Origin of the sequence: Enterobacter sp. HG048 (genome assembly GCF_024702055.1) — a bacterium.
In the GTDB taxonomy this organism is placed as follows: domain Bacteria; phylum Pseudomonadota; class Gammaproteobacteria; order Enterobacterales; family Enterobacteriaceae; genus Enterobacter; species Enterobacter dykesii.
This window is the reverse complement of record NZ_JANLIZ010000008.1, coordinates 92,326-107,965: the sequence shown is the minus strand read 5'-3', so window position 1 is coordinate 107,965 and position 15,640 is coordinate 92,326. Positions and strand designations below refer to the sequence as shown.

At 54.4% G+C, this 15,640-nt stretch carries 20 protein-coding genes; 9 read left to right on the top strand and 11 right to left on the bottom strand.

The genetic code is table 11. The features are described from left to right. The first annotated feature begins 18 nt into the window (after positions 1-18). From arcB to mtgA, 3 genes are all read left to right on the top strand, one after another. Positions 19-2,352: an aerobic respiration two-component sensor histidine kinase ArcB gene (gene arcB / locus NUX24_RS11820; RefSeq protein WP_126329189.1), complete on the top strand. Its 2,334-nt coding sequence runs from the start codon at positions 19-21 to the stop codon at positions 2,350-2,352. Between the two features lie 232 nt (positions 2,353-2,584). Next, positions 2,585-3,238: an isoprenoid biosynthesis glyoxalase ElbB gene (gene elbB / locus NUX24_RS11815; protein WP_047743546.1), complete on the top strand. Its 654-nt coding sequence runs from the start codon at positions 2,585-2,587 to the stop codon at positions 3,236-3,238. Beyond that, positions 3,235-3,960 (top strand): monofunctional biosynthetic peptidoglycan transglycosylase, encoded by a 726-nt coding sequence (mtgA, locus tag NUX24_RS11810; protein ID WP_029739613.1) that lies wholly within the window; start codon positions 3,235-3,237, stop codon positions 3,958-3,960. The genes elbB and mtgA overlap by 4 nt, the downstream gene beginning before the upstream one ends. A gap of 39 nt (positions 3,961-3,999) precedes the next feature. On the opposite strand, the gene npr is transcribed toward mtgA, so the two are convergent. The 11 genes from npr to NUX24_RS11755 all read right to left on the bottom strand — a co-directional run bounded on the left by npr (position 4,000) and on the right by NUX24_RS11755 (position 11,919). Next, on the bottom strand, positions 4,000-4,272 hold the full coding sequence (gene npr, locus NUX24_RS11805) for a PTS phosphocarrier protein NPr (protein ID WP_003861872.1): 273 nt from the start codon (positions 4,270-4,272) through the stop codon (positions 4,000-4,002). Continuing rightward, positions 4,269-5,123 carry an RNase adapter RapZ gene (gene rapZ, locus NUX24_RS11800; RefSeq protein WP_014885397.1) on the bottom strand — a complete coding sequence of 285 codons (855 nt, stop codon included), beginning with the start codon at positions 5,121-5,123 and terminating at the stop codon, positions 4,269-4,271. The genes npr and rapZ overlap by 4 nt, the downstream gene beginning before the upstream one ends. 45 nt (positions 5,124-5,168) lie before the next feature. Then, on the bottom strand, positions 5,169-5,660 hold the full coding sequence (gene ptsN / locus NUX24_RS11795; protein ID WP_008501443.1) for a PTS IIA-like nitrogen regulatory protein PtsN: 492 nt from the start codon (positions 5,658-5,660) through the stop codon (positions 5,169-5,171). A gap of 82 nt (positions 5,661-5,742) precedes the next feature. Further along, the gene (hpf, locus tag NUX24_RS11790; protein ID WP_008501444.1) at positions 5,743-6,030 is read right to left on the bottom strand and encodes a ribosome hibernation promoting factor; all 288 of its coding nucleotides are present in this window, start codon (positions 6,028-6,030) and stop codon (positions 5,743-5,745) included. Between the two features lie 22 nt (positions 6,031-6,052). Beyond that, entirely contained in the window at positions 6,053-7,486 is a 1,434-nt protein-coding gene (gene rpoN, locus NUX24_RS11785; RefSeq protein ID WP_047650939.1) for an RNA polymerase factor sigma-54, read from the bottom strand. 47 nt (positions 7,487-7,533) lie between these two features. Next, a complete protein-coding gene (lptB, locus tag NUX24_RS11780) occupies positions 7,534-8,259 on the bottom strand; it encodes an LPS export ABC transporter ATP-binding protein (protein ID WP_033146751.1) in 726 nt (241 codons plus the stop codon). Positions 8,260-8,265: 6 nt separating this feature from the next. After that, on the bottom strand, positions 8,266-8,820 hold the full coding sequence (gene lptA / locus NUX24_RS11775) for a lipopolysaccharide ABC transporter substrate-binding protein LptA (protein ID WP_033146750.1): 555 nt from the start codon (positions 8,818-8,820) through the stop codon (positions 8,266-8,268). Further along, positions 8,789-9,364, bottom strand: coding sequence for an LPS export ABC transporter periplasmic protein LptC (gene lptC / locus NUX24_RS11770; protein WP_023309357.1), 576 nt, complete (start codon positions 9,362-9,364; stop codon positions 8,789-8,791). The genes lptA and lptC overlap by 32 nt, the downstream gene beginning before the upstream one ends. Beyond that, positions 9,361-9,927, bottom strand: a complete 567-nt coding sequence (kdsC, locus tag NUX24_RS11765) for a 3-deoxy-manno-octulosonate-8-phosphatase KdsC (protein WP_023309356.1) — start codon at positions 9,925-9,927, stop codon at positions 9,361-9,363. The genes lptC and kdsC overlap by 4 nt, the downstream gene beginning before the upstream one ends. A 14-nt stretch (positions 9,928-9,941) precedes the next feature. Beyond that, on the bottom strand, positions 9,942-10,928 hold the full coding sequence (kdsD, locus tag NUX24_RS11760) for an arabinose-5-phosphate isomerase KdsD (RefSeq protein WP_023333606.1): 987 nt from the start codon (positions 10,926-10,928) through the stop codon (positions 9,942-9,944). 13 nt (positions 10,929-10,941) lie between these two features. Next, complete coding sequence (locus NUX24_RS11755) at positions 10,942-11,919, bottom strand: calcium/sodium antiporter (protein WP_257831667.1); 978 nt, start codon at positions 11,917-11,919, stop codon at positions 10,942-10,944. A gap of 227 nt (positions 11,920-12,146) precedes the next feature. Between NUX24_RS11755 and mlaF the strand changes: the two genes are divergently transcribed. The 6 genes from mlaF (at position 12,147) to ibaG (ending at position 15,630) form a co-directional block, all read left to right on the top strand. After that, positions 12,147-12,959: a phospholipid ABC transporter ATP-binding protein MlaF gene (mlaF, locus tag NUX24_RS11750; protein ID WP_024906354.1), complete on the top strand. Its 813-nt coding sequence runs from the start codon at positions 12,147-12,149 to the stop codon at positions 12,957-12,959. 7 nt (positions 12,960-12,966) lie between these two features. After that, positions 12,967-13,749 (top strand): lipid asymmetry maintenance ABC transporter permease subunit MlaE, encoded by a 783-nt coding sequence (gene mlaE / locus NUX24_RS11745; RefSeq protein WP_010436044.1) that lies wholly within the window; start codon positions 12,967-12,969, stop codon positions 13,747-13,749. A 4-nt stretch (positions 13,750-13,753) separates the two neighbouring features. Further along, the gene (gene mlaD, locus NUX24_RS11740) at positions 13,754-14,302 is read left to right on the top strand and encodes an outer membrane lipid asymmetry maintenance protein MlaD (RefSeq protein ID WP_126329192.1); all 549 of its coding nucleotides are present in this window, start codon (positions 13,754-13,756) and stop codon (positions 14,300-14,302) included. 18 nt (positions 14,303-14,320) lie between these two features. Beyond that, positions 14,321-14,956 carry a phospholipid-binding protein MlaC gene (gene mlaC / locus NUX24_RS11735; protein ID WP_047650934.1) on the top strand — a complete coding sequence of 212 codons (636 nt, stop codon included), beginning with the start codon at positions 14,321-14,323 and terminating at the stop codon, positions 14,954-14,956. Next, a complete protein-coding gene (gene mlaB, locus NUX24_RS11730; protein WP_047650933.1) occupies positions 14,956-15,249 on the top strand; it encodes a lipid asymmetry maintenance protein MlaB in 294 nt (97 codons plus the stop codon). Before mlaC ends, mlaB begins: the two co-directional genes overlap by 1 nt. Before the next feature lie 126 nt (positions 15,250-15,375). After that, positions 15,376-15,630 carry a BolA family iron metabolism protein IbaG gene (gene ibaG / locus NUX24_RS11725; protein WP_008501458.1) on the top strand — a complete coding sequence of 85 codons (255 nt, stop codon included), beginning with the start codon at positions 15,376-15,378 and terminating at the stop codon, positions 15,628-15,630. Positions 15,631-15,640: the final 10 nt, after the last annotated feature.

The window sequence follows — 15,640 nt, the reverse complement described above, 5'->3', positions numbered from 1 at the left end:
GTCGTGAAGGGATCCTCTATGAAGCAAATTCGAATGCTTGCCCAGTATTACGTCGACCTGATGATGAAACTTGGGCTGGTGCGTTTCTCCATGCTGCTTGCGCTGGCGCTGGTCGTTCTGGCCATTGTCGTGCAAATGGCCGTCACCATGGTTCTGCATGGTCAGGTCGAGAGTATCGACGTCATCCGCTCCATCTTCTTTGGCTTGCTCATTACGCCCTGGGCGGTCTATTTCCTTTCCGTAGTGGTTGAACAGCTGGAAGAGTCCCGTCAGCGTCTGTCAAAACTGGTCGATAAACTGGAAGAGATGCGCGAGCGCGACCTGAAGCTCAACGTCCAGCTTAAAGACAACATTGCGCAGCTGAATCAGGAGATCTCCGATCGTGAGAAGGCGGAAGCCGAGCGTCAGGCCACCCTGGAGCAGCTGAAAATCGAAATGAAAGAGCGTGAGGTCACGCAGATCCAGCTTGAGCAGCAATCCTCTTTCCTGCGGTCGTTCCTTGATGCTTCGCCGGATCTGGTGTTTTACCGTAATGAAGATAAAGAGTTTTCCGGCTGTAACCGGGCGATGGAGTTGCTCACCGGGAAAAGCGAGAAGCAGCTGATTAACCTGAAGCCGCAGGACGTTTACTCTGAAGAGGCGGCGGCCAAGGTTATGGAGACAGACGAAAAAGTATTCCGCCATAACGTCTCGCTGACCTATGAACAGTGGCTGGATTATCCGGACGGACGCAAAGCCTGCTTTGAGATCCGTAAGGTGCCCTACTATGACCGCGTGGGGAAACGCCACGGCCTGATGGGCTTTGGCCGCGATATCACCGAGCGTAAGCGCTACCAGGATGCCCTGGAGCGCGCCAGCCGCGATAAGACTACCTTTATCTCCACCATCAGCCACGAGCTGCGTACGCCGCTTAATGGCATTGTCGGGCTGAGCCGTATTCTGCTGGATACCGACCTGACCGCAGAGCAGGAAAAATACCTTAAGACTATCCATGTCTCAGCGGTCACGCTGGGTAATATCTTCAACGATATTATTGATATGGATAAGATGGAGCGCCGTAAAGTTCAGCTTGATAATCAGCCTGTTGATTTCACCAGCTTCCTTGCCGATCTGGAGAACCTCTCCGGCCTGCAGGCGCAGCAGAAGGGACTGAGTTTTGTTATGGATCCAACCCTGCCGCTGCCGCATAAAGTGGTGACTGACGGCACGCGTCTGCGCCAGATCCTGTGGAATCTCATCAGCAACGCGGTGAAGTTTACCCAGAAGGGGCAGGTGGCGGTGCGCGTCCGCTATGACGAAGGCGACATGCTGCACTTCGAGGTGGAGGACTCCGGGATGGGCATTCCGCAGGAGGAGCAGGACAAAATTTTCGCGATGTACTATCAGGTTAAGGACAGCAACGGCGGGAAACCGGCGACCGGAACGGGCATTGGCCTGGCCGTGTCTAAACGGCTGGCGAAGAGTATGGGCGGTGATATCACCGTTGCCAGCCAGCCTGGCAGCGGATCAACCTTCACGCTGACGGTTCATGCCCCTGCGGTGGCGGAAGAGGTTGAGGATACCTTTGCAGACGACGATATGCCGCTGCCCGCACTGCACGTCCTGCTGGTGGAAGATATCGAGCTGAACGTGATTGTGGCGCGCTCTGTGCTGGAAAAACTGGGCAACAGCGTGGATGTCGCGATGACCGGTAAGGCCGCGCTGGAGATGTTTAAACCGGGCGAATACGATCTTGTCCTGCTGGATATTCAGCTGCCGGATATGACCGGGCTGGATATTTCGCGTGAGCTGACGCGTCAGTACGCGGCCGACGAACTGCCGCCGCTGGTGGCGCTGACGGCGAACGTGCTGAAAGATAAAAAAGAGTATCTCGATGCCGGTATGGACGATGTACTCAGCAAGCCGCTGGCGGTGCCTGCTCTGACCGCCATGATTAAGAAGTTCTGGGATACCCGTGATGAAGAGGAGAGCACCATGACGTCTTTAGATAGCGCAAAAGCCCAAACGATACTGGATACCGCGATGCTGGAGCAGTACATCGATCTGGTGGGGCCGAAACTGATTACCGACGGTCTGGCAGTGTTCGAAAAAATGATGCCAGGCTACCTGAGCGTGCTGGAATCAAACCTGACGGCCCGGGACCAGAAGGGCATCGTCGAAGAAGGTCATAAAATCAAAGGTGCCGCCGGCTCGGTTGGCTTACGCCATCTGCAGCAGCTGGGTCAACAGATTCAGTCGCCTGATTTACCTGCATGGGAAGATAACGTGGGTGATTGGGTTGAAGAGATGAAACAAGAGTGGCAAAACGATGTTGCGGTACTTAAAGCCTGGGTCGACGCCAGAAAAAAATGACCCCGGATTAACCGGGGTGCGCGAATACTGCGCCAACACCAGGGAAATCGTGGCTGCGCCTGTTTTTTAAAGTTATTTTCGAAATGGCGCTGCCTGAAAAATTTAGGCCGCACGCAGATAAGATAGCAAATCTTAAATGGTTTGTTACATGAATCAGTGAAATGTGTGAAGCATAGCGTTTTAATCAAAATTATTAATGTGCTTCAGCAAGTTGCAGAAAAGGATTGTCATGATGAAAAAGATTGGTGTCGTGCTGAGCGGATGCGGTGTTTACGATGGTTCTGAAATACATGAAGCCGTAATCACGCTGCTGGCCCTGGCTAAGCAGGGAGCAGAGGTTATTTGTTTTGCGCCAGACAAAAATCAGGCGGATGTGATTAATCATCTGACCGGCGAGCCGATGGCGGAAACCCGTAATGTACTGATTGAAGCCGCGCGTATTGCGCGAGGTGATATCCATCCTCTTATTCAGGCAGATCCTACAGAGCTTGATGCGCTCATTGTGCCGGGTGGGTTTGGGGCGGCCAAAAATCTCAGTACCTTTGCTGCGCAGGGCGCGGAGTGTCAAATCGATCCTCATCTTAAAGCGCTGTCGCAGGCCATGCATGCGGCTGGAAAACCGCAGGGCTTTATCTGCATTGCGCCGGCAATGCTGCCCAGGATTTTTGATTTCCCGCTGCGTCTGACTATCGGGACGGATATTGATACCGCAGAGATCGTCGAGGAAATGGGGGGCGAACACGTTCCGTGCCCGGTTGATGACATTGTGGTTGATGAAGATAACAAAATTGTCACCACGCCGGCGTATATGCTGGCGAATAATATCGCTGAGGCGGCCTCAGGCATTGAAAAGCTGGTGGCTCGCGTGCTGGTGCTGACTGAATGAGGCGTAAATTTGCCGCAGGCGCAGGGGTGAAACGTTTTCTCTTGCGCATCGTACTTGTGCTGGCGGTATTCTGGGGCGGCGGGCTGGCTTTATTCAGCATTATGCCGGTACCGTTCTCTGCCGTTATGGTTGAGCGCCAGCTTAGCGCGTGGTTCAGCGGCGATTTCAGCTATGTTGCCCACTCTGATTGGGTGAGCATGGATGAGATCTCCCCGTTCATGGGGCTGGCGGTCATCGCGGCGGAGGACCAGAAATTCCCGGAGCACTGGGGGTTTGACGTGGCGGCCATTGAGAAGGCGCTAGCCCATAACGAACGCCATGAAAACCGCGTGCGCGGGGCATCAACCTTGTCGCAGCAGACGGCCAAAAATCTGTTTCTGTGGGATGGTCGAAGCTGGGTGCGAAAAGGGCTGGAAGCGGGGCTGACCCTGGGGATGGAAACGGTCTGGAGCAAAAAACGCATTCTGACCGTCTATCTCAACGTCGCTGAGTTTGGCGACGGCATATTTGGCGTGGAAGCTGCCGCACAGCGGTATTTCAATAAGCCAGCCAGCCGTCTGAGCATGTCAGAAGCAGCGCTATTGGCCGCTGTGTTACCGAACCCTATCCGCTTTAAGGCCAGTGCCCCATCAGGGTACGTGCGAAGCCGTCAGGCGTGGATTATGCGCCAGATGAATCAGCTGGGCGGAGAGGGGTTTATGCAGCGTAATAACCTTATGTAGGACGGGTAAGCGCAGCGCTACCCGCCTGAATAGCAGATATTAATCTTCGTCGAAACCTGCGTTAAACAGAGCAATCACCGCCGCCAGCGCTTCCTCTTCCTGAGGGCCGGTGGCTTCTACTTCAATCTGGCGCCCCTTGGCGGAATCGAGCATGAGCAGCGCGATCACGCTGTTCGCTTCCGCTTCGGTGCCTTCGTCATTCCGCAGCAATACCTCTGCATCGAAACCCTGCATCAGCTCAAAAAGCTTCATCGCCGGGCGCGCATGCATACCCAGCTTATTGGTGATCTCAACGGTTTGTTTTACGGTCATGTTTTACGTTTTTCCAGCGTGCGATGACGGGACTGAACGTTCTTCCCGCGCGAGCGGAAATAGTCGGCCAGCTGTTCGGCGATATAAACCGAACGATGTTTACCGCCGGTACAGCCAATCGCCACCGTCAGGTAGCTACGATTATTTGTCTCCAGCATAGGTAACCATAGCTCAAGGTAGCTTCGCGTCTGGTAGATAAAATTGTGTACTTCTGTGTGCCGGTCGAGGAACGCCGCCACCGGCTTATCCAGACCGGTCATTGGACGCAGTTTTGGATCCCAGTGCGGGTTCGGCAGGAAGCGCACGTCGAAAACGTAATCCGCATCAATCGGAATACCGTGCTTAAAGCCGAAGGATTCGAACACCATCGTCAGTTCGCGCTCGCGTTTACCCAACAGCCGGGTACGCAGCATTTCCGCCAGCTCGTGAACGGACATCTCAGAGGTGTCGACAATCAGGTCGGCACGAGAGCGCAGCGGCTCCAGCAGGTCGCTCTCTTCATCAATAGCGCTCTCCAGAGAGAGGTTCTTGCTGGAAAGCGGATGCAAACGACGGGTATCGCTATAGCGGCGGATCAGCGTATTGCGGTCTGCATCGAGGAACAGCAGCTGAGGCGAGAACGCGTCAGGCAGGTTGCTCATGGCCTGTTCGAAGATCTCTGGCGATTCAGGCATGTTACGAACGTCGATACTGACGGCGGCAGAGGTTTGTCTCTCCGCCAGCGTGCGGGCCAGGTCGGGTAACAACACGACCGGCAGATTATCGACGCAGTAAAAACCCATATCTTCCAGGGCGCGCAGAGCAACGGATTTCCCCGACCCTGAACGGCCACTGACAATCATCAGCACCATGTTCCGTTTCTCCTCAGGACAACAGATGTGAAGGCCATCTCCTGGTTATGCATCATCCTGATTGCCTTCTGCTTCAGTGATAATTTGATAGAGCTCTTCATCACTTTGAGCCGAGCGCAGTCGACGGCAAATAGTTTTATCGGCCAGACGCTTGGCGACCAGCGACAGCGTATGCAGATGGGTTTTCGTCTGATCGGCAGGCACCAGCAGCGCGAAGAGGAGATCGACGGGCTGGTTATCAATGGCATCGAAGGCGATGGGCGTTTCAAGCTGCACAAACACACCAACGGCACGCAGGGTATCCTCTTCCAGTTTGCCATGCGGGATCGCGATGCCGTTGCCGATACCGGTACTGCCCATTTTTTCACGGGTCAGAATCGCTTCGAACACCACCTGCGGCGGCAGGCCCAGCTGTTTGGCAGCCAGTTCACTGATGATCTCCAGCGCACGTTTTTTGCTCTGGCAGTGAACCGCACTGCGGGTACATTCCTGGTTAAGGACATTGCTCAGTTGAAGAGCGGAATCGTTGTTCATCATAATTTCACCTAAGCGCTAACTGTACAAATGGCCTGTTGTGTTTCACAACAGGCCGTCCTGCACCCGTTAACTGCCCGGACAATTAGTGTTGTTTCAGTTTATCTTTATGTTTATTGAGCTGTCGTGCAAGCTTATCAATCAAGCCGTCGATAGCAGCGTACATGTCTTGCCCTTCCGCACTGGCATGCAGTTCACCCCCGTTAACATGCAGGGTGGCATCCGAGATATGAGTCACTTTCTCCACTTTCAACACAATATAGACCTGATTGATCCTTTCGAAATACTGCTCGAGTTTTGCAAACTTCGCGTTAACGAAGTCGCGTAAAGCCTCAGTAATTTCGACGTTTTGTCCAGTGATGTTGAGCTGCATAGTGTCTTCCTTATCGGTTGTGTCAGACCAGCTGTTTACGCTGGTTGGACGGCGGAATGGATAAAGACTCTCGATACTTCGCAACAGTACGACGTGCCACCATAATACCCTGATCGGACAGCATGGTGGTTAACTTACTGTCGCTTAGTGGCTTCGCGGGGTTCTCCGCGGCGATCAACTTCTTCACCAGGGCACGAATGGCCGTTGACGACGCTTCGCCGCCGCCCTCGGTATTCACATGGCTGGAGAAGAAATACTTAAGCTCAAATATACCGCGTGGACTGTGCAGATACTTCTGCGTGGTGACACGGGAAATGGTTGATTCATGCATCTCGACGGCCTGGGCGATATCCGCCAGTACCATCGGTTTCATATACTCTTCGCCCTGCTCAAAGAACGCCTGCTGCTGTTCGACAATACAGCGGCTGACGCGCAGCAGCGTATCATTTCGGCTCTCCAGACTTTTGATCAGCCATCGCGCTTCCTGAAGATTGCTGCGAATATATTGATTGTCGGAGTCGTTACGCGCGCTGGTGCACATGGAGGCATACTGCTGGTTGATTTGCAGACGAGGGATGCTGTCTGAATTCAGTTCAACGACCCAGCGGTCATTGTGTTTTCTGACCAGCACGTCCGGGATCACGTACTCGGGTTCGCTGGTCTGGATCGACTGTCCCGGGCGCGGATCGAGCGACTGGATCAGATTCACCGCTTCTTTCAGCACCTCTTCCTTCAGGCGCGTGACGCGCATCAGGCTGCGGAAATCGTGGTTGGCCAACAGATCCAGATGATCGCTGATGATTAAGCGCGCCTCGTCGAGCCATGGCGTCTCTTTGCTGAACTGAGAAAGCTGGATCAGCAGGCAGTCGCGCAGATCTTTTGCGGCTACGCCTACCGGATCGAAACGCTGGATGCGCTTCAGAACGGCTTCAACTTCCTCAAGCTCAATCTCGTCGTCGCCCATGCTTTCCAGGATATCGTCCAGCGTGACGGTCAAATAGCCGGTGTCGTCAACGGCATCGACAATTGAGGTGGCAATCGCGCGGTCGGTATCGGAGAAGGGGGTAAGTTCCACCTGCCACATCAGGTAATCCTGCAGCGACTGGGTGGTCTCTCCCTGATAGACCGGTAGCTCATCATCCTGGTAGTCTGCACGCGTACCGGAAGGTGTTCCGGCGGTGTAGATTTCATCCCAGCTGGCATCCAGCGGAAGCTCGTCGGGCATCTCTTTTTGTTCGAGTGCATCCGCGGTGTCGAGCGCTTCTGTATCCTGTGACTGCTGAGCGTCTACCTCGTCATGAAGATCGGTTTGTTCCAGCAGGGGGTTGCTGTCCAGCGCCTGCTGGAGCTCCTGCTGAAGTTCTAACGTGGACAGTTGCAACAGGCGAATTGCCTGCTGTAGCTGCGGCGTCATTGCCAGTTGTTGGCTGAGCCTTAATTGCAAACCTTGCTTCATGTTCAGAGCTTTTTTCTCCGGTTCGGCGTTACGTTACCTCTACCCTATCAGAGTCTGAAGTCTTCCCCAAGATAGACGCGCTTAACATGATCGTCTTCGAGGATCTGCTGCGGCGTACCGTGGGCGATCAGATTGCCCTGGCTCACAATATACGCGCGTTCACACACGGCCAGCGTTTCACGAACGTTGTGGTCGGTGATCAGTACGCCAAGCCCGCTGTCACGCAGGTGTTCAATGATGCGTTTAATGTCGATAACCGAGATCGGGTCAACGCCCGCAAACGGTTCATCCAGAAGGATAAATTTCGGGTTTGCAGCCAGCGCACGCGCAATCTCAACACGACGGCGTTCACCCCCGGAGAGGGCCTGACCGAGGCTGTCGCGCAGATGCTCAATGTGGAACTCTTCCATCAACTCGTTGGCACGATCCTGACGCTGTTCGCTGGTCAGATCGTTACGAATTTCCAGGACCGCCATCAGGTTATCGTAAACGCTAAGGCGACGGAAAATGGAGGCTTCCTGCGGCAGGTAGCCGATCCCGCGACGCGCGCGCGCGTGCAGAGGCAGAAGGCTGATGTCTTCATCGTCAATGATAATGTTGCCGGCATCGCGCGGCACAATGCCAACGACCATGTAGAAAGTGGTGGTTTTACCCGCACCGTTAGGGCCAAGCAGCCCCACGATTTCGCCGGAGTTGACGGTCAGACTGACATCTTCTACGACACGGCGGCCCTTGTAGGCCTTCGCGAGATTTTTTGCAGTTAATGTTGCCATAACGAATTAGTTACTCTTCTTCTGTGCCGGGGCCTGGCCTTTGCCTTTGTCCTGCAGCTGCGACGGAACCAGGACGGTCGTGACGCGTTTGCCTTTCTCGCTGGAGGCCTGCATTTTTTGCTCTTTCACCAGATAGGTGATCTGGTCGCCGGTAATGTTGCTGTCCAGCTGTTCCAGATACGCGTTTCCGGTCAGGATGACCAGGTCCTTCGCCAGCTCATAGTGCATATGCGAGGCGCGGCCTTTCACCGGCTTGCCGTTGTCCTGCATCTGGTAGAAGGTGGCCGGGTTGCCGTAACCATCAATGATCTCTTTGCCCTGCTCGCCACCCGGACGGGTCACGACCACTTTGTCGGCGTTAATTTTGATGGTGCCCTGAGTCATGACGACGTTACCCGTGAAGGTGACGACGTTGCCCTGCATATCGAGCGACTGGGTATCAGACTCGATATGGATCGGTTGGTCGGTATCGCCCGTTACAGCAAGCGCGGGGAGACTGGTCGCCAGCATCGCGCTGGCGATAATTACTTTAAGGCTGAGTTTGTTTGTTTTGAATTTCATAGGAGGTTCTAACCTTTTCAATCAGCTCGGCGTTCTTGCTGCGTAAGTTCCCGCGCATTCTCAAACCGCTGGAATTAAATGTTGTGCCATACAGTGTGACCAGATCCTGCGAGGTCACGTCCTGGGTTACCAGGTTAATCTGGGCATTATCCGTCGTAATTTTTCGCAGTTGCGAGTCAGCGGTCAGGGCGTTGACTTCAACGTGGCCATACAGATAAAGCATACGGTCATTTGTCAGTTTTGCCCTATCTGACTTAATTGACCACGTCGGCACTTTGTCCTTATCAAATGTGGTCATGACAGGTTGGGTAAACCACGAAATACCGTCATCTGAAAAATATTCAACATGCTGGGCAATCAGACGATAGTTCAGCGCGCCTTCCGGGCTGTAGACCACGGTGTCGCTGTGATCGCTTTTATAGGTTGGATCGTTATTGTTGACCACTTCCGTTTGCGTATCGTCGCGATCGGCAAGGTTCACGCCAATCAAGACCAGTGCGACAAGCGAAAGCAAAATGATAATCCAGCGTCTGGTTTTACTCATATCGATTGCCCTTTGGCCTCATCAAGCTTGCCCTGCGCCAGCAAAAGCAGATCGCAGACTTCACGTACGGCACCACGGCCGCCGTTGATGTGGGTAACGTAGTCTGCGCGCGGGATCAGCAGCGGATGCGCATCGGCAACGGCGATGCTCAGCCCGACTTCAGCCATCACAGGCCAGTCAATCAGATCGTCCCCGACGTAGGCTACGTTTTCCGGTGCGATAGCCAGTTTACCCAGTAAATCCTTAAACGCCGCCATCTTATCGGATTGACCCTGATACAGATGGGTAATTCCTAAGGTTTCACAGCGGTCTTCTACCAGTTTAGCTTTTCGTCCGGTGATGATAGCCACCTCAATACCTGAGGTGAGCGCGCAGCGGATACCGTAGCCGTCGCGAACGTTAAACGCTTTCAGCTCTTCACCATTGTTGCCCATGTAAATCAGGCCATCGGAAAGTACGCCATCCACGTCCAGGATGAGCAGACGAATGTTTTCCGCCTTTGCCATCATCTGGGTACTGACCGGTCCATAACAGGTTGCAAGGGATGCACCCGCATTACTCATTGTCTTATCCTTCATTACACTACGCCTGCGCGCAGCAGATCATGCATATGTACCACACCCAGCAACTGGTCGCCATCGGCAACCATCACTGAGGTAATGTGGCGGGACTGCATCAGGTTCAGCACATCCACGGCCAGCGTACCCGGACGGACGCGTATACCGCCCGGCGTCATCACATCGGCGATGCCGAGCGTGCGGACGTCTACACCCATGTCGAACACGCGACGCAGGTCGCCATCGGTGAAGATCCCCTGAATTTTCATCAGATCGTCGCACACGACCGTCATACCCAGATTCTTACGGGTGATTTCCAGCAGCGCATCACGCAGGGAGGCTTCTTTACTGACGTGAGGGATCTCGTCCCCGGTGTGCATAATATCGTTTACCCGAAGCAGAAGCTTGCGCCCCAGCGCGCCACCCGGGTGGGAAAGCGCGAAATCCTCCGGCGTAAAACCGCGGGCTTCGAGCAGCGCGACGGCAAGCGCATCACCCATGACCAGCGCGGCGGTGGTGCTGGACGTCGGCGCCAGGCCAAGCGGACAGGCCTCCTTGGGCACTTTCACGCACAGGTGAATATCGGCTGCCCGCGCCATGCTGCTTTCCGGACGGCTGGTCATGCAAATAAGCGGCACCTGCAGTCGCTTCAGTACCGGGATCAGCGCCAGAATTTCATTGGACTCCCCGGAGTTGGACAGCGCGATGACGATATCCTGCGGCGTGACCATACCCAGATCACCGTGCGCGGCTTCCCCTGGATGTACAAAGAAGGACGAGGTGCCGGTACTGGCAAACGTTGCCGCCATTTTGCGTCCAATGTGGCCGGACTTGCCCATCCCCATCACCACGACTTTGCCGGCACAGTAGAACATCTTCTCACATGCCAGACTAAAATCCTGATTAATGTACTGATCTAACTGCGCCAGACCTTCACGTTCAATCTCCAGAACCTCTTTGCCTGCCTTCTGAAAGTCAAAACCCGGCTGCAATTCTATTTGCGACATAATGCGTTTCCGTTTACCCAGAGATAAGAGGCGAGAGCCAGTACAGCATCGCCATCCATACGATAAATCCACCCGTCAGCAGCGCGCCTGCGCCTTTGCCGATCTGTCGTTGCCGCCGCCAGCAGAGCAGGGCAAATATCACGCTGACCAATAACATCACGCCGTAGTCACGTGAGAACGCCAGGGGATTAAAGGGCCCTGGCGTAATCAGGGCCGGCAGGCCCATCACAATGGCGATATTAAATATGTTGGAACCGATGATATTACCAATAGCAATGTCATCCTCACCTTTCCGTGCCCCCGCAATGGCCGTGGCCAGCTCCGGCAGGCTGGTGCCGATGGCAATCACCGTCAGGCCAATGGTCAGTTCACTGATGGCGAAATAGTTCGCCAGCACCGTCGCGTTATCCACAACCATGCGCGTTGCCATCGGCATGATGATCAGCGCAACGCCAAGCCAGAGCAGGGCAACAGGCAGCGTGCCTTCTCGCGGCAGTTCGGCGACCTGCTCCCGCGTGAGGCTATCCTGACCCTGCTTCTCAGCCTGACGGGCGATTTTAACACTATACAGCAGCCAGATGATGGCCAGCGCCAGCAGGAAAATGCCGTCGCTGTAGCTCAGTACACCATCATAAAATACGCAGCCTGCCAGCAGGCTTACGATTAACATTAGCGGCAATTCACGGCGCAGAACATCAGAATGCACGCGAAATGGATGGAGCAATGCGGCCAGGCCTAAAATCAAAAGTATATTGACGATGTTAGAGCCAATCGCGGTGCCTACTGCCAGGTCTAACTGACCATGCAGCGATGCTGTTACAGAGACGATGATTTCAGGAAGTGACGTTCCAACACTGACAACGGCCATCCCGATGACGACAGGCGGTACGCCCGTCAGGCGACACAGGATAGATGCAGCAAACACTAAACGGTCAGCACTGTAGACCACCAAAAGTAAACCAATTATTAACAGTGCTGTTGCTAAAAGCATCAAAAGTCCTTTCTTCAGGTATACTCGTCGGTCCATCGCACGGGAATGGCTGGACTGCATACAGTCTGAGGCGTAACGAATTCCTAATTTTGACTTTATGCGCCGGAAAAGTAAAACAAATGCCAGCTTTCGCTAACCTCAACGGCTATTATTCTGTAAAAATGTGGAGTTGAGGGCTGATTCAGGCGGCATGCCTTAACGTGAGCAGGGTAATAAAGGAACCATAAATGAGCCAAACGATGGCGAATTTAGTCGATGTTCGCGGCGTGAGTTTTTCCCGCGCCAACAGATTGATATTTGATGATATTTCGTTGACCGTACCGCGTGGCAAGATCACTGCCATCATGGGGCCGTCCGGGATCGGTAAAACGACCCTGTTGCGCCTTATTGGTGGGCAGATCCCACCTGATAGCGGTGAAATCCTCTTCGATGGCGAAAACATCCCGGAGATGTCACGCTCGCGTCTGTATACTGTCCGCAAACGCATGAGCATGCTCTTTCAGTCGGGAGCCTTGTTCACCGACATGAATGTCTTTGATAACGTGGCCTATCCGCTGCGCGAGCATACCAGCCTGCCGCCTGAACTGCTGAAAAGCACGGTGATGATGAAACTCGAAGCCGTCGGTTTGCGAGGCGCCGCAAAGCTGATGCCCTCGGAGCTGTCCGGCGGGATGGCGCGTCGTGCCGCGCTGGCGCGAGCCATTGCATTAGAACCTGATTTAATCATGTTCGACGAACCGTTTGTTGGACAGGATCCCATCACGATGGGCGTGCTGGTGAAGCTCATCTCTGAACTGAACAGCGCGCTTGGCGTCACCTGCATTGTGGTGTCTCACGATGTACCGGAAGTATTGAGCATTGCCGATTACGCCTATATCGTGGCGGACAAAAAGATCGTCGCACACGGTAGCGCTCAGGCGCTGCAGGAAAATTGCGATCCGCGCGTGCGGCAGTTCCTTGACGGTATTGCCGATGGCCCTGTGCCGTTCCGCTACCCCGCGGGCGACTATCGTGACGATTTACTGGGAATAGGGAGTTAAGCCACTCATGCTGTTAAATGCGTTGGCCGCTCTCGGACACCGTGGCATAAAAACCATCAGGACGTTCGGGCGTGCCGGATTGATGTTATTCAACGCGCTGGTCGGCAAGCCGGAATTCCGCAAGCACGCACCGCTGCTGGTGCGGCAGCTTTATAATGTCGGCGTTCTGTCGATGCTCATCATCATTGTCTCCGGTCTGTTTATCGGTATGGTGCTTGGGCTGCAGGGCTATCTGGTTCTGACAACCTACAGTGCGGAAACCAGCCTCGGGATGCTGGTGGCGCTCTCGCTGCTGCGCGAGCTGGGGCCGGTTGTGGCGGCGCTGCTGTTCGCCGGGCGCGCGGGGTCGGCATTAACGGCTGAAATTGGCCTGATGCGCGCGACCGAGCAGCTCTCCAGCATGGAGATGATGGCGGTCGACCCGCTGCGTCGCGTGATCTCGCCGCGTTTCTGGGCTGGGGTGATCTCTTTACCGTTACTGACTATTCTGTTTGTCGCCGTGGGTATCTGGGGCGGTTCGCTGGTTGGCGTGCACTGGAAAGGCATTGATGCCGGTTTCTTCTGGTCCGCGATGCAGGACGCAATCGACCTGCGAATGGATCTGGTTAACTGTCTGATTAAAAGCGTGGTATTTGCCATTACGGTCACCTGGATTGCATTGTTCAATGGTTACGATGCCATCCCGACGTCTGCGGGCATTAGCCGTGCAACTACACGTACTGTCGTACATTCGTCGCTGGCCGTACTGGGTCTGGATTTTGTGCTCACCGCACTGATGTTTGGGAATTGAGTTCATGCAAACGAGAAAAAATGAAATTTGGGTCGGTGTATTCCTGCTGCTGGCGCTGCTGGCCGCGCTGTTTATCTGCCTGAGAGCGGCGGATATTACGTCTGTGCGCACCGAGCCGACGTATCGCATCTATGCCACCTTCGATAACATCGGCGGCCTGAAGGCGCGTTCACCGGTCCGCATCGGCGGCGTGGTGATCGGACGCGTATCTGACATTACGCTGGATGAGAAAACCTACCTGCCACGCGTCGCGATGGATATCGAAGAGCGTTACAACCATATCCCGGACACCAGCTCCCTTTCTATTCGTACTTCCGGTCTGCTGGGCGAACAATATCTGGCGCTTAACGTTGGCTTTGAAGACCCCGAGCTGGGAACGACTATCCTTAAAGACGGTAGCGTCATTCAGGATACGAAATCCGCGATGGTTCTGGAGGATATGATTGGTCAGTTCCTTTACAACAGTAAAGGGGATGAGAAAAAGTCTGACAATGCCCCTGCGCAGAGTGAAGACCATACCAATGCCGCGCCGACCCCAGGTGCTGCGAATTAATATCAGGAGAAGTCATTCATGTTTAAACGACTGTTAATGGTTGCCATGCTGGTCATCGCCCCTCTAACCGCCGCCCACGCTGCGGATCAGAGTAACCCGTACAAACTGATGGACGAAGCGGCGAAGAAGACCTTCGACCGCCTTAAAAACGAACAGCCTAAAATTCGTGCTAATCCTGATTATCTGCGTGACGTCGTTGATCAGGAACTGCTGCCGTACGTGCAGATTAAATATGCGGGTGCGCTGGTGCTGGGACGTTATTACAAAGACGCGACCCCTGCGCAACGTGATGCGTACTTTGCCGCGTTCCGTGAATACCTGAAACAGGCTTATGGCCAGGCGCTGGCGATGTACCACGGTCAGACCTATCAGATTGCGCCTGAGCAGCCGCTGGGCGATGCGACCATCGTCCCTATCCGTGTGACGATCAACGATCCTAACGGTCGTCCGCCGGTTCGTCTGGATTTCCAGTGGCGTAAAAACAGCCAGACCGGTCACTGGCAGGCGTATGACATGATTGCCGAAGGGGTAAGCATGATCACCACCAAACAGAACGAATGGAGCGACCTGCTGCGCACTAAAGGCATTGATGGCCTGACCGCTCAGCTGCAGTCTATCTCTCGCCAGAAAATTACCCTGGACGAGAAGAAGTAATGTCACAGCAACTCAGCTGGTCGCGTGAAGGCGAGACATTAAAGCTGTCCGGTGAACTGGATCAGGATCTGCTGAACCCACTGTGGGACAAACGCCACGAAGCGATGCAGGGCGTGACGCGTATCGACTTAACCGACGTTACGCGGGTGGATACGGCGGGTGTTGCGCTGCTTGCCCATCTGGTTGCCGTGGGGAAAAAGCAGGGGACAAGCGCTAAGCTTCACGGCGCGAGCGATAATGTCGTGACCCTTGCGCAGCTCTACAATCTCCCTCAGGACGTACTGCCTCGTTAATATTTTCAGTGCGTTACTTCTGAAAGCCCTGACTGTTTCATCGTCGGGGCTTTTTGCTTGTTTAAGACAACGCCACTTTGCTCTAAGATGTTGAGCTTGTTTTCACTATCAGATGATTAAGAGCCCATGGAAAATCATGAAATCCAGACAGTGCTGATGAATGCACTCTCCCTTCAGGAAGCCCACGTCACTGGCGATGGCAGTCACTTCCAGGTTATTGCTGTGGGTGAGATGTTCGACGGTATGAGCCGCGTGAAGAAGCAGCAGGCTGTGTACGCGCCTCTGATGGAATATATTGCGGATAACCGCATCCACGCCCTGTCGATTAAAGCGTTCACCCCGCAAGAGTGGGCACGCGATCGCAAACTAAACGGTTTTTGAGCTGAGGGCG